This is a genomic window from Stenotrophomonas beteli (assembly GCF_001431665.1).
GTDB classification, from domain to species: Bacteria; Pseudomonadota; Gammaproteobacteria; order Xanthomonadales; family Xanthomonadaceae; genus Stenotrophomonas; species Stenotrophomonas beteli.
Genome location: NZ_LLXV01000061.1, coordinates 1 through 13,443 on the forward strand (window position 1 = coordinate 1; position 13,443 = coordinate 13,443).

Sequence of the window (13,443 nt, forward strand, 5' to 3'; positions counted from 1 at the left end):
GCTGGCCCTGCTGCTGGCCGGCACCGCCGCTTCCACCACTGTATCCGCGCACGAACGCGTTCCCTCCGGCCAGCAGGTCGGCACCAGCCCCTGGGGACCGAAAGACGAGATCGGCCGCCTCAACCTGATCACCGAAGCCTCGCGCGCCGCGATCCTGTCGCGGGTCAGCGGTGGCAAGGCCTATGACCTGGCCACCGAATACTACGTCGGCATGCCCAGCTGGCAGGATGCCGGCGACCCGCACTACCAGTTCTGGATGACCCACACCCCGCGCGGCACGGTGATGGACGACCCGATGGGCGTGGGCGAGACCATGAACCTCACCCGCAGCTACACCGGCACCGCCTTCTCGATGTACAGCCACACCGGCACCCACATCGATGCGCTGAACCACTTCGGCATCCACGGGAAGATCTGGAACGGCTTCGAGGCCGACAAGCACCTCGGCGATCGTGGCTGGAATGTCACCGGCATCGAGAAGTTCCCGCCGCTGATCGCGCGTGGCGTGCTGATCGACGTGGCCGCCGCCAAGGGCGTGGAGATGCTGCCTGACAGCTACCGCGTCACCCGCCAGGACCTGAAGGACGCGCTGGCACGGCAGAAGGTGACGCTTCAGCAGGGCGACGTGGTGCTGATCCGCACCGGCCGCATGCGCCTGTTCGAGCAGCCCAGGGCCTACATGGCCAACCCGCCGGGCATGGGCCTGGACGCGGCGCGCTTCCTGGTCGAGGACAGCGGCGCGATGATCGTCGGCGCCGACAACCTCAGCTTCGAGACCTTCCCCTCGGAGGTGTCCGACGACTACGTGCCGCTGCACACCTACCTGCTGGCCCAACAGGGCGCGCCGATCATCGAGCTGGTGGCGCTGGATGAACTGGCCCGCGACAAGGTCTACGAGTTCGCCTTCATCGGCGGCCCGCTGAAGATCCGCGGCGGCGATGCCGCACCGCTGCGCCCGGTGGCGTTGCCGGTCAGCCCGTAACCGGGGCCTGTGGGGTGCCGCCCCTGGTCCGGCAACCCGTGCCATCCTGGGTGGGTGCCGACCTTGGTCGGCACTCCTTTCCCTCTTCAGCAACCTGAAACCCGACCCTCCAATTTCATTAGTAATTCTACTTACAACGCGAGTAGCATGTCCGGTCTCAGCCCCTGATACCGGCCTGTCGATACTCGTTCCATGCCCGCCGTTTCCGCCCGCTTCCGTCGCTCCCAGCCTGCCCGGCGCCTCCCTTGGAGGACCGGCTGATGGGCGCCGTCGTCGCCCTCGACCGGCTGCTGGATGGCCGCCAGCTGTGGCGCGGCCCGGCCCGCCACGGGCCGGCCAGCGACCACCTGGCCAGCGGCCACCCCGCGCTGGACGCCCGCCTGCCGGGTGGCGGCTGGCCGGCCAGCGGGCTGTGCGAGGTGCTGCAGGCCGCGCCCGGCGTGGGCGAACTGGCCCTGGTCTGGCCAGCGTTGGCCCGGCTGAGCCAACGCGACCGCCCGATCGTGCTGATCGCCCCGCCCTATCGCCCGCATGCGCCGGCCTGGGCCGCTGCCGGGCTGGAGCTGGCCCAGCTGCAGATCATCCAGGCCACACCGAAGCAGGCGTTGTGGGCGGCCGAGCAATGCCTGCGCTCTGCCGCCTGTGCGGCGGTGCTGTGCTGGCCGCAGCACGCCGACGACCGCGCCCTGCGCCGCCTGCAGGTCGCCGCCGACAGCGGCCAATGCCTGGGCTTCGTGTTCCGCGAGGCGCAGGCAGCGCGCAACCCCTCCCCGGCCAGCCTGCGCCTGCAACTCGAGCATGGCCAGGTGCGGGTGCTGAAGTGCCGCGGCGGGTTGCCGCCAGCACAGCCACTGCCGCTGGCCATCGCGCACTGAGGCCGCGCCATGCATTGGGCCTGCCTGTTGTTGCCGCAGCTGGCGCTGGACAGCGTGCTGCGCCTGCAGCCGGACCCGCAGCGGCCGCTGGTGCTGCTGCAGGGGCCGGCCCAGCGCCGCGTGCTGCGCGCGGTCAGCCCGGCCGCGCGGGCCGCCGGCCTGCGCCCGGGCATGCTGCTGTCGGCCGCGCAGGTGCTGGTGCAGGACCTGCACCTGCACGATTACGACCCGAACGCCGAACAGCACACCCGGCAGCTGCTGGCCAGCTGGGCCTATGCCTACAGCTCGCAGGTCAGCCTCGATTTTCCGCATGCGCTGGTGCTGGAGATCGGTGCCAGCCGTGCCCTGTTCGGTGACTGGCTGACCATCCAGAAACGCCTGCGGGCCGAACTGCACGAACTCGGCTTCCGCCATCGCCTGGTGGCCGCGCCCACCGCGCATGCCGCGCGCGTGCTGGCCAACGTCCACGACGGCCTCGGCATTGATGCGCAGCAGCTGCCGGCGGCACTGGCACAGCTGCCGTTGCCGCGCAGTGGGCTGCCGAGCGAAGCAGTGACCGTGCTGGGACGCTCCGGCCTGCGCACGTTGGGCGCGGTGCTGGACCTGCCACGCGACAGCCTTGCCCGGCGCTTCGCCCCCGACGTGCTGCAGCAACTGGACGCGCTGCGTGGCCTTCCCACCGCGCCACTGCGTTACTACCAGCCTCCCGATCGTTTCGATGCGCGCATCGAATTCGAGTACGAGATCGAATCCAGCCAGGCCCTGCTGTTTCCACTACGTCGCCTGCTGCTGGACCTGGCCGCCTTCCTGTGCTCGCGCGATGGCGGCGTGCAGCGCTTCGACCTGCATTTCGAACACGACCTGCTGCCGCCCAGCGTGCTGACCATCGGCCTGCTGGCGCCGGAGCGTGATCCCGCGCTGCTGTTCGAGATCGCGCGCAACCGCATGGAAGCCTTCGCCCTGCCCGCCGGCAGCCGCGCACTGCGCCTGCAGGCCGAGCAGCTGCCGCCCTTCGTGCCCGCCGCGCGTGACCTGTTCGATACCCGGCCGGCACAGGCGATGCCCTGGAACCAGCTTCGCGAGCGCCTGCGCGCGCGGCTGGGCGATGACGCCGTGCAGCCGTTGGCGGTGCAGGCCGACCATCGCCCCGAACGCGCCAGTGGCACCCAGCCGGCGGTCAAGCCTCCGTCGTACTGGCCGCTACGCCCGGGCTGGCTGCTGGATACGCCGCAACCCCTGCGCGACCCGCGCCTGCGCATCGTCGCCGGGCCGGAGCGGATCGAATCAGGCTGGTGGGACCAGGCCGATGCACGGCGCGACTACTACGTGGTGGAAACCGCGCATGGCCAACGCGGTTGGGCATTCCGTGCACGCAACGACCCGCATGCACCGTGGATGCTGCACGGCTGGTTCGGCTGAGCCCCCATGCACAGTGAACTGCCCGGCTACGCTGAACTGCACTGCCTGTCGGCTTTCAGTTTCCAGCGCGGCGCCTCGATTGCCGAAGAACTGTTCGCGCGCGCCGCCGGCCAGGGTTACCGGGCACTGGCGATCACCGACGAATGCTCACTGGCCGGCATCGTGCGCGCCTGGCAGGCGGCGAAGGCGCATGGCGTGGCGCTGATCGTCGGCGCCGAATTCCAGGTCGAGGACGGGCCGAAGCTGGCCCTGCTGTGCACCGACCAGGCCGCCTATGCCGGGCTGTGCCAGTTGATCACCACCTGCCGGCGGCGCGCGGCCAAGGGCGGGTACCGTTGCCTGCGCGAGGACCTGCTCGGCCTGCCCGACGGGCTGCTGTGCCTGTGGCTGGACCGGCAACCGGCCGCCACCGATCTGGAACTGCTGCGTGCAGGCTTCAATGATCGCCTGTGGCTGGCGGTGGAACTGCACCACGAGCACGACGACGCACGCCGCCTGCAGCAGCTGCAGGCCTTCGGCGAACGCCATCGCCTGCCACTGGTTGCCAGTGGCGATGTGCACATGCACGTGCGCCGCCGCCGTGCCCTGCAGGACACACTGACTGCGATCCGCCACCGCTGCAGCGTGGCCGAGGCCGGCTGGCGCCTGTTCCCCAATGGCGAGCGCCACCTGCGCCCGCGTACCGCACTGGCCCAGCTGTATCCGCCCGAACTGCTGGCCGAAACCCTGCGTATTGCAGAGCGCTGCCACTTCACCCTGGAACAGCTGCAGTACACCTACCCACGTGAGCTGGTGCCCGAAGGCCACGATCCGGACAGCTGGCTGCGCGTGCTGGTCGAGCGTGGCATCCGGTGGCGTTGGAAAGGCGGCATCGAAGCGAAACAACGCACGCAGATCGAGCACGAACTGGCGTTGATCAAGCAGAAGAACTACGCCTCCTACTTCCTCACCGTGCAGGACATCGTGCGCTTCGCGCGCAGCCAGGACATTCTCTGCCAGGGCCGCGGCTCGGCGGCCAACTCGGCAGTGTGCTTCGTGCTGGGCGTGACCGAGATCGACCCGGCGCGCAGCAATCTGCTGTTCGAACGCTTCATCTCCGCCGAGCGCGATGAACCACCGGATATCGACATCGACTTCGAGCACGAGCGCCGCGAGGAAGTGCTGCAGTACGTGTTCAAGCGCTACGGCCGCGAGCGCGCGGCACTGGCTGCGGTGGCGATCAGCTACCGTGGCCGCAGCGCGATCCGCGACGTGGCCCGTGCACTTGGCCTGCCGATGGACCAGGTCAACGAACTGGGCGCGGCGATGGACCACTGGGGCGGCAACATCCCGCTGCCGGAAACCCTGCGCGAGCGAGGCTTCGATCCGGACACGCCCTTGATGCGGCGCCTGCTGGCGTTGACCGCCGAGCTGATCGATTTTCCGCGCCACTTGTCGCAGCACCCGGGCGGTTTCGTGATCTCCGAGCATCCGCTGTCGACCCTGGTGCCGGTGGAAAACGCGGCGATGGCCGACCGCACCGTCATCCAGTGGGACAAGGATGACCTGGATGCCACCGGCCTGATGAAGGTCGACTGCCTGGCATTGGGCATGCTCACCGCCATCCGCAAGTGCCTGGCGATGCTGAAGCAGCATGGCCTGCACAGTGGACGCATGGATGCGATCCCTCCCAAGGACACGAAGACCTACGACATGATCTGCGCCGCCGACACCATCGGCGTGTTCCAGATCGAATCGCGCGCGCAGATGGCGATGCTGCCGCGCATGCAGCCGCGCACGTTCTATGACCTGGTGATCGAGGTGGCGATCGTGCGACCCGGCCCGATCCAGGGCGACATGGTGCATCCCTACCTGGAACGGCGGCGGATCCTGCGCGAACAGGGCCCGGACGCGTTGAACGATCCGGACAATCCGCTTTACCCACCGCAGCTGGAACGCGTGTTCGCGCGCACGCTGGGCGTTCCATTGTTCCAGGAACAGGTGATGCAGCTGGCGGTCGAAGCAGCCGGTTACACGCCTGGCCAGGCCGATGCCCTGCGTCGTTCGATGGCGGCCTGGAAACGCCGTGGCGGGCTGGAACCGCATCGCGAGAAGCTGCTGGCCGGCATGCTGGAGAACGGCTTCAGCCGCCAATACGGTGAGCACCTGTTCGAGCAGATCAAGGGATTCGGCGATTACGGTTTCCCGGAAAGCCACGCCGCCAGCTTTGCCCTGCTGACCTATAACAGCTGCTGGCTGAAATGCCACCACCCGGCCGCATTCACCGCCAGCCTGATCAACAGCCAGCCGCTGGGTTTCTACAGCCCCGACCAGCTGCTGCAGGACGCGCGCCGGCATGGCATTACCGTTCTTCCCGTGGACGTGCGCCACAGCAACTGGGACTGCACCCTGGATTTCAGCAAGGGGCCGGCAGCGATCCGGCTCGGCCTGCGCCTGATCGACGGCTGCAACGAAGGTGCTGTGCAGGCCATCATGCGCGAACGTGCGCGGCGCCCGTTCGACGATGTGGGCGACCTGTGCCAGCGCACCGCCCTGGATCGCCGCCAGCAGGGCCTGCTGGCCGATGCCGGTGCGCTGCGCGGGCTCAGTGGCCATCGCCATCGTGCACGCTGGGATATCTCCGGCGTGGAAAACCGGCTGCCCCTGTTCGAGCAGGCCCGCGCCACCGCCGAAGCGCGCGTGCCGCTGCCCCTGCCCAGCGCCTGGGAGGACATGCAGGCCGATTACCGCAGTACCGGCACCACCCTTGGCCGCCATCCGATCTCGTTCCTGCGCGCGCAGCTGCGCAGCCGCGGCTGCCTGGATGCCGCGCAGCTTGCGGGCCACGGCCATGGCCGCCGCGTGCGCATCGCCGGCTTGGTACGCATGCGCCAGCGCCCGCAGACCGCCAGCGGCGTCACCTTCCTCACCCTTGAGGACGAGACCGGCATGGTCAATGCCGTGGTCTGGCGGCACCTGGCTGATCGCCAGCACCGGGTGCTGATCGATACCCAGCTGATGCAGATCGACGGCCGCCTGGAACGCGTCGATGGCGTGCAGCATGTCATCGTGCAGCGCATGCACTGCCTGGATGAACTGCTGCAGGGCCTGCGCAGCCACAGTCGCGATTTCCACTGACACCGGGAATGACCGCGTAACGGCCACCGGGTGATGCCAACCCGTTAGAGTTAGAGTCGACGGTTGGTCGACTTGCGCGCGTCAGCGCGGGAATTTCCGTGATCTGATCGAACAGCAGTCGACTGACCGTCGACTCTACCCATCCCCTTTTGCATCCGCTATTGTCGCTGCATCCAAGGAAGGACGACACGATGCCCCGTGCACTGCTGCTGACCACGCTGGTGGTCTCCCTGCTCGCCCTGCTGGTTTCCGGCTGGACCGCCTGGAACCTGCACCGCAGCCAATCACCACAGCGCATCATCGAGGCACGCGGCCTGGTCATCCACGACGGCAATGGGCAACCGCGCGTGATCCTCGGCGCACCGGTTCCCGATCCGCTCAGCCAGGGCCGCAGCCAGGGGCCGCGCGCCACCGCGCTGTCCGGCCTGATCCTGCTCGGTCCCGACGGTTCCGAGCGCGGCGGTTATGGCACCAGCGACCGCGGCGGCGAAGCCCTGCTCACCCTTGACGATGCCACCGGCACCACCGAGGTGTTCAAGGTCGTCGCCAACCCGGACCGTGGCGCCAGCCTGATGGTCAAGCACCAGAACAACACCGGCGCCATGCTTACCTCCTGGCAGGGCAAGCCGGAGCTGATGTTCGTCGATGACAGCGGCCAGTCCTACTACGTGCGCCCGGGCGCCAACGCCGCGCCCTGATCCGCTTCTGTAGCGTCGAGCCATCCTCGACTGCTTCTACTCGATGCTACAGACCGCACACCGCCGCCAGGTCATCAGCCAGCTGCCGCAGCTGCGCCGGCCCCAGTGCCGCGCAGGTGATGCGCAGGCCATGGCCCGGCGCTGCCACCGCAAACACTTCGCCCGCGCGCACATGCCAGCCACGCGAGGCCAGCGCCAGCACCTGCCGATGGCTGTCGGCCGGCAACGGCAGCCACAGGTTCAAGCCTTCCATCGGCTGCGGGGTCGGCACGCCACGTGCCCGCAGCAGTTCCTGCAGCGACTGCAGGCGTTGCTGGTAACGCTCACCCGCAGAAACGATCCTGGCCCGCTGCGCTGAAGAGGCCAGTACCGAGATGGCCGCGTCCTGCAGCAGGTGACTGACCCAGCCGGTACCGGACGCCAACCGCAGCCGCAGCCGCGTTGCGCTCTCTTCATCGCAGGCCAGCCAGGCCAACCGCAGGTCCGGGCCCAGTGGCTTGGACAGCGAGCGCAGCAATGCCCAACGCCGGCCATCCAGTGGCAGCACCGAGTGGTAGGCCTGCTGCGAGAGCAGCGCGTAATGATCATCGATCAGCACCGCCACCTGCGGGTAGGCCGCCAGCAATTGCCGCAACGCCCGCGCCCGCTTCGCATCCAGGCTGGCCCCGGTCGGGTTGTGCGCACGGGGGGTGAGCAGCACCGCGCGAGCACCAGCTTCCAGCGCCTGCCGCAGCGATTCGACCTGCATGCCATGGGCATCCACCGCCACCGGCAACGGCGCATGACCCGAAGCGTTGAGCACATTGAGGCTGCCGAGGAAGCACGGATCCTCCACCGCGATGCGATCACCCGGCAGCAGCCACGCCGCCAGCAGGCGTTCGATGCCATCGACCGCGCCATGGGTCAGTTCCAGCGCATAGCCGCCGGGGCAGTCCGCGTCCAGCGAGGCGCGCGCCAGCGACTGCAATCGTGGGTCGACCGTACCCACGCCATACAGCCGCGGCGCGGCCGGGGCCAGCCGCAGGGGCGGCAGCAGGCGTGGATCCGGATTGCCGCCGGCCAGATCATGCAGGGCCAAGCCCGGAGGGGTGCCTTCGCGTGCCATCACCGGCGGCAGGCCACGCACCACCGTGCCGCGGCGGCCGCCGGTACTGGCCAAGCCAGCCGCGTCCAGCCGCTTGTACGCGGCGGCCACGGTGTTCCGGTTCACCCCCAGCTGTTCAGCCAGCTCGCGCACCGATGGCAGCACGCTGCCGGCAGGCAACCGGCCCTTGCCGATGCCATCGCGGATGCTGTCGAAGATCGACTCGGCGCTATGCCCGGTGATTTTCATTTTGTCCTATGCCAAAATAATTCTTGTCCTGTGCCAGTGTATCCCACCCTGGCCGTCCCGCATTGGAGGTGCCCGCATGCCCCTTGCCGCCGCCGACTGGCCCGTCGCCCAGTCTGTCGAACAGATCGCCGCCAACCTGGCCACGGTGCGCCGGCGCATCGCCGCGGCCTGCGCCCGCGCCAGCCGCGACGCGGCCAGCGTGCGCCTGCTGCCGGTCAGCAAGACCGTCGATGAAACCCGTATCCGCATGGCCGTGGCCGCTGGCTGCCACGAACTGGGCGAGAACAAGGTGCAGGAGGCACAGCGCAAAGCCGAGGCGATGGCCGACCTCGGCGTGCACTGGTCGGTGATCGGCCATCTGCAGACCAACAAGGCACGCTACGTGGCGCGCTTTGCCAGCGAGTTCCAGGCGCTGGACAGCCTGCGCGTAGCGGAGGCCCTGCAGCAGCGCCTGCAGCTGGAAGAGCGCACCCTGGATGTGTTCGTGCAGGTCAACACCTCGGCCGAACCGAGCAAGTACGGCCTGGAGCCCGCGGCCGTCGAGGCGTTCGTGCAGCAGTTGCCGACCTTCGACCGCCTGCGCGTGCGCGGCCTGATGACCCTGGCCATCTTCAGCTCCGATGTCGAGCGCGTGCGCGCATGCTTCATCCGCCTGCGCGAACTGCGCGACCAGCTGCAACGCACCGCACCTGCCGGCCTCGATCTGTCGCAGCTGTCGATGGGCATGTCCGGTGACTTCGAAGTAGCCATCGAGGAAGGTGCCAGCGTGGTCCGCGTCGGCCAGGCCATCTTCGGCGCCCGCGCCACCCCGGACAGTTTCTACTGGCCCAGCAATGGAGCCCCGGCATGAAGCACGCGGTCATCCTGCAACATGTGGCCTTCGAAGACCTCGGTACCCTGCAGCCGCTGCTGGTGGCACAGGGCTGGCAGCTGCAGGTGCTGCAGGCTGGTGTCGATGCCCTCGATCCGGCCGAAGCCGCCGACCTGCTGGTCGTGCTGGGCGGTCCGGTCAGCGTCAACGACGTTGATCTCTATCCCTTCCTCAACGACAGCATCGTGCTGCTGCAACGTCGGCTGCAGCAGCGCCGACCCACGTTGGGCATCTGCCTGGGCGCGCAGCTGATGGCGCGTGCACTCGGCGCCGACGTCACTGCCAGTGGCGGCAGGGAGATCGGCTTTGCGCCGCTGCTGCTCACCGATGACGGCCAGTGCTCGCCACTGCAGGCCCTGCAGGGCATTCCGGTACTGCATTGGCATGGCGAGGCGTTCGAACTCCCGGCCGGTGCACGTCGCCTGGCCAGCACGCCGGCCTGCCGCCACCAGGCCTTCGCCATCGGCAACCATGCGTTGGCACTGCAATGCCATCCGGAGCTGGACGCGCGCCAGTTCGAGCGCTGGTTGATCGGCCACACCCTGGAACTGGCCCAGGCCGGCATCGACCCCAACGACCTACGCGCACAGGCACGTCGCTATGGCGCGCCACTGGCCGCGGCCGCCACAGCGATGTTCGACCACTGGCTGCAGGGCCTGCCGGAGCTGCCGCGATGAACTACCGATTGCAGATCCACCGCGATGGCACCTACTGGGGCCACTTCGACTGCAGCGGCCCCGATGCCCTGCAACGCATGGACGCCATCGCCGCGCAGCTGCCTGCCGATCAGGGCTTCCAGCTGAAACGGCAGAAGGGAGTTGGCGAAGAACGCATCCTGTCCAGCAATGCCGATGGCCTGCGCGTGCTGGCTTCGCAGATCCAGTACCGCGATATCTGACTCGATGGTAGTGCCGGCCGCTGGCCGGCACCCGAATCTGCCGGCCAGCGGCCGGCACTACCCGACACGCGCTGGCACTGCTGCCTGCCGGGCTCCGCCTGCTGATCACCCGCGGCTTCGAGCCCAGCCACAGCCGCCCAGGCGGCTTCCGTGGCGGCGTGCGTTGGCTCGGTATCGCGGTGTTCCGGGCCTGCAATCTGCATCACAACCCCACCAACGCCCTGCGGGCCCACTGCGTCTATCGCCCGCGCTGACCCTGCGATCGGCCATGGTCGTTGCATCATCCATAGATGCAAATGCTTCTCTTTTGCTGTAAGGTGCAGCCGCTGCCCTTGCCGCCGCGGGCTGTTCCCTTTCCCAGTTGTCGCCCGCCCCGTGTCCACGCCTGTCGAACCGACGGATGTCGCGCAGCTGTGCGCGGCCCCTTACCGGCCGCTGCACGCCCATGTCCGTCGCAACCTCCCGCAACGCAGCGGCGCCGATGACGTCGCCCAGGAAGCCTGCCTGCGCCTGCTTAGCAACGGCCGCACCTACCTGTACCGCGTCGCCCACACTCTGATGGCCAGCCATTACCGCCAACGCCAGCGTCGCCGGGACGCGCCGCTGGAGGACTCGCATGTGCTGGCCCCGGTCGATCCGGCACCTCAGCCGGTGGACCTGCTGCTGTGCACGCTGGAGCTGTACAGCCGCCATGCCTCGCCACCACGTGCACAGGTGCCGTGCACCGCCGCCGGTAAGTTCCGTGATGAACGGCTGCCGGATGGCACGCAAGTACGGTTGTCGCCGGGCAGCCAAGTGCGGGACACACGCATGGCGCAGGTACTGGCCAGCGCGCCGGCCCCGGCGCTGCTGATCGCCGGCCGCTGGCATGTACTGCGCGGCACCGGCGTGCCGGGCTACCTGCCACCGGGCGCAGCTGCACGGGTGATCGCGCTTGCTTCACCCGATGAAACCGTCGATGCGACCGATGCCGATCTGCTGTGGGTGCTGGGCGATGAGTGAACGCGGCCAACACTGGCAGGCGATCGCCATCAGCATCGGCCTGCACCTGCTGCCCTTGCTGCTGTTGGTGCACTGGGTGGCAGCCCCACCATTGCTGCCGCCGCCAGAGCAGGACGTACGCATCAGCCTGCGCCTGCTGGCACCGGCTACGCCGCCGCGGCCGGTGGAAGAGCGTCAGGCCGACACCCCCAGCCAGGCGCAGCAGGCGCGCGCATCGCAACCGACGAAGTCGCCCGCTCCACCGAAACCCACCGCCGCGCGCGAGGGTGAGATAGCCGCCAGCGAGCACGGCGGCCCAGGCCAGCAAGCCTTGCCAATCGCCCCGCCTGCGGCCGCGACCGATGCAAGTCCCGCACCGGCATCGATCACGGCCGCTCCGCCCGCTCCGGACGCGCCACCGGCGGACTTCCAGGCCGGCGCCGCCAGCGACCAGTGGGAAGCCCGCCTGATGGCGCGGCTGGAGCGTTATCGCTACTACCCTGCCGCCGCACGCTCACGCCGCCAGCAGGGTACGGCCTGGATCAGGGCCAGCATCGACCGCACCGGCCGCCTGCTGGACCTGCGGCTGGAACAGTCCAGCGGCCAGCCAACGCTCGACGCGGCCGCGGTGCAGACATTCCGCCGCGCGCAGCCACTGCCGCCCATTCCCGATGAACTGAAGGCGCCGCAGGAGCTGGTGGTGCCGGTGGAGTACTACCTGCGCTAGGCGGCGTAGGCCTCCGCCTCGATCTCGAACAGCATGCCGTCCAGCGCCAGCCGTGGCACGGGGATCAGGGTGCAGGTCGGTGCGGCGCGGTTCGGCCAACGCCGCCGCACCTGATGGGCGATGATGCCCAGCCGGTCCTCGTCGTGGTCGACCACCAGGATGCGCAACCGTGCGACATCGTCCAGGCTGGCCTGCGCCGAGCGCAGCGCGATCTGCAGGTTGTCCAGCGCCTGCTCGACCTGCTCCCGGAAGCCAGGGGAGAGATGGCCATCGGAATCCTCACCGCCCTGCCCCGCGATATGAATCACCCGCGCCGGCAACCGCACCACGGCTACGTGTGAGTACCCGTTGGCGGAAGGGTCGTAGAGGCCGGGAGGATTGAACAGCTCCAGCAGGCCATGACTGAGGTCCGGGGTGGTTAGCAGGTTCATGCCGCATGTCTCGTGGGGGATGCGAAGCAGTCTGCGACCTCAACCAGAGTTGAGGTCAAACCGATCCGCTGCAACAGTCCGGTCCGCCATGCGCAACGATCGTGCCCACGTGTAGAGCCGAGCCCACGCTCGGCTGCTCAGCGCGAATGGCAGCCGGGCATGGGCTCGGCTCTACCGTTCCCGGCTCACGTCCACGCCGGGTCGGCGGTGAAATCGATGGTCAGCCAGAACGTGCTGCCGCGGGCATCCAGACGCACGGCAATCTCGTCACGCATCGCATCGACTCCGCCCACCGTTCCCAAAGGGGTCGACGGATCGGTCAGCACGTGGATCTCGATGAAGCGCATCCGTCCCATCTTCGCAACGTGGCTGGTAAAACCGGCATAGCCGCGTTCCGCCACGAACGCGTGCATCACCTGCTGCACGCGCCGGTCCAGATCATCGGGCGCGACCTGCAGCACCTCACGCATCGCTTTCCAGGCACTGCGCGCCGGCACGGGCAGCATCGCCAGGCTGATCAACGCCAGCACGATCGAATCCAGGTACGGCACCCAGTGGTGCCAGTCGCCGCCGTGCAGGGCGAGCGCCAGCACGAAGGCCAGCACCACCGCCAGGCTCATCAGGCCACCCAGCAACCAGCCACGCACATCCAGCCACAGCAACGCCGAGCGCAGGCGCCGCGCACGCTGCGCGACAAACGCGGCCATCGCCAGGTTGCTGGCACTCAACAAGGCAGCCCACCACAGCGCGGGCCCGAATTTCACCTCGTGCCCGCCGGTGGTCAAGCCAATCACCGCGTTGGCCAGCGCATACACGCAGGCCAGCGACAGGATCACCCCGCCCAGCGCCTCGACCATCGGCTCAAGATGCCAGTAGCCGTACTGGAAGCGCGGGCTCTGCTCCCGCGCCACCAGCCGCAGTACCGACAGCGATACCAGGGTCAGCGCAACGTCGACCAGGCTGTACACGCCATCGAACAGGATGGCCTGCGAACCCACCAGCAGGCCACCGCTGAAGCCGACCGCGCTGACCGCGATGGTCACCCCGATGGAGATCTTCAGGATGCCTTGCTCGCGCGCGGTCTCCATCGTCCGCCGAAGGGCCGACCGTC

The 13,443-nt window shown here is 68.7% G+C and carries 13 protein-coding genes; 10 read left to right on the top strand and 3 right to left on the bottom strand.

Annotated features, from left to right (window positions below; all coding sequences use genetic code 11):
* Position 1 precedes the first annotated feature (1 nt).
* The 5 genes from ARC23_RS16150 (at position 2) to ARC23_RS16170 (ending at position 7,091) form a co-directional block, all read left to right on the top strand.
* The gene (locus ARC23_RS16150; protein WP_057498142.1) at positions 2-982 is read left to right on the top strand and encodes a cyclase family protein; all 981 of its coding nucleotides are present in this window, start codon (positions 2-4) and stop codon (positions 980-982) included.
* A gap of 260 nt (positions 983-1,242) precedes the next feature.
* The gene (imuA, locus tag ARC23_RS16155) at positions 1,243-1,857 is read left to right on the top strand and encodes a translesion DNA synthesis-associated protein ImuA (RefSeq protein ID WP_057498143.1); all 615 of its coding nucleotides are present in this window, start codon (positions 1,243-1,245) and stop codon (positions 1,855-1,857) included.
* A 9-nt stretch (positions 1,858-1,866) separates the two neighbouring features.
* Entirely contained in the window at positions 1,867-3,276 is a 1,410-nt protein-coding gene (locus ARC23_RS16160; RefSeq protein ID WP_057498144.1) for a Y-family DNA polymerase, read from the top strand.
* A gap of 6 nt (positions 3,277-3,282) precedes the next feature.
* Positions 3,283-6,393, top strand: a complete 3,111-nt coding sequence (locus ARC23_RS16165) for an error-prone DNA polymerase (RefSeq protein WP_057498145.1) — start codon at positions 3,283-3,285, stop codon at positions 6,391-6,393.
* Between the two features lie 191 nt (positions 6,394-6,584).
* Positions 6,585-7,091: a hypothetical protein gene (locus ARC23_RS16170; protein WP_057498146.1), complete on the top strand. Its 507-nt coding sequence runs from the start codon at positions 6,585-6,587 to the stop codon at positions 7,089-7,091.
* Positions 7,092-7,137: 46 nt separating this feature from the next.
* On the opposite strand, the gene ptsJ is transcribed toward ARC23_RS16170, so the two are convergent.
* Complete coding sequence (gene ptsJ / locus ARC23_RS16175; protein ID WP_057498147.1) at positions 7,138-8,424, bottom strand: MocR-like B6 salvage transcription factor PtsJ; 1,287 nt, start codon at positions 8,422-8,424, stop codon at positions 7,138-7,140.
* A 76-nt stretch (positions 8,425-8,500) separates the two neighbouring features.
* On the opposite strand from ptsJ, the gene ARC23_RS16180 reads away from it, so the two are divergent.
* The 5 genes from ARC23_RS16180 to ARC23_RS16200 all read left to right on the top strand — a co-directional run bounded on the left by ARC23_RS16180 (position 8,501) and on the right by ARC23_RS16200 (position 11,901).
* Positions 8,501-9,274: a YggS family pyridoxal phosphate-dependent enzyme gene (locus tag ARC23_RS16180; RefSeq protein ID WP_057498148.1), complete on the top strand. Its 774-nt coding sequence runs from the start codon at positions 8,501-8,503 to the stop codon at positions 9,272-9,274.
* Positions 9,271-9,972 (top strand): glutamine amidotransferase, encoded by a 702-nt coding sequence (locus tag ARC23_RS16185; RefSeq protein WP_057498149.1) that lies wholly within the window; start codon positions 9,271-9,273, stop codon positions 9,970-9,972. The genes ARC23_RS16180 and ARC23_RS16185 overlap by 4 nt, the downstream gene beginning before the upstream one ends.
* Positions 9,969-10,193 (top strand): hypothetical protein, encoded by a 225-nt coding sequence (locus ARC23_RS16190; RefSeq protein WP_057498150.1) that lies wholly within the window; start codon positions 9,969-9,971, stop codon positions 10,191-10,193. Before ARC23_RS16185 ends, ARC23_RS16190 begins: the two co-directional genes overlap by 4 nt.
* A 375-nt stretch (positions 10,194-10,568) precedes the next feature.
* Complete coding sequence (locus tag ARC23_RS21250; RefSeq protein ID WP_057498151.1) at positions 10,569-11,195, top strand: sigma factor; 627 nt, start codon at positions 10,569-10,571, stop codon at positions 11,193-11,195.
* Positions 11,188-11,901, top strand: a complete 714-nt coding sequence (locus tag ARC23_RS16200; RefSeq protein WP_057498152.1) for an energy transducer TonB family protein — start codon at positions 11,188-11,190, stop codon at positions 11,899-11,901. The genes ARC23_RS21250 and ARC23_RS16200 overlap by 8 nt, the downstream gene beginning before the upstream one ends.
* Here the strand turns inward: ARC23_RS16200 and ARC23_RS16205 are convergent.
* A complete protein-coding gene (locus ARC23_RS16205) occupies positions 11,898-12,332 on the bottom strand; it encodes a RidA family protein (protein ID WP_057498153.1) in 435 nt (144 codons plus the stop codon). The genes ARC23_RS16200 and ARC23_RS16205 overlap by 4 nt on opposite strands.
* A 185-nt stretch (positions 12,333-12,517) precedes the next feature.
* Entirely contained in the window at positions 12,518-13,420 is a 903-nt protein-coding gene (locus ARC23_RS16210; protein ID WP_057498154.1) for a cation diffusion facilitator family transporter, read from the bottom strand.
* Between the last annotated feature and the right edge of the window lie 23 nt (positions 13,421-13,443).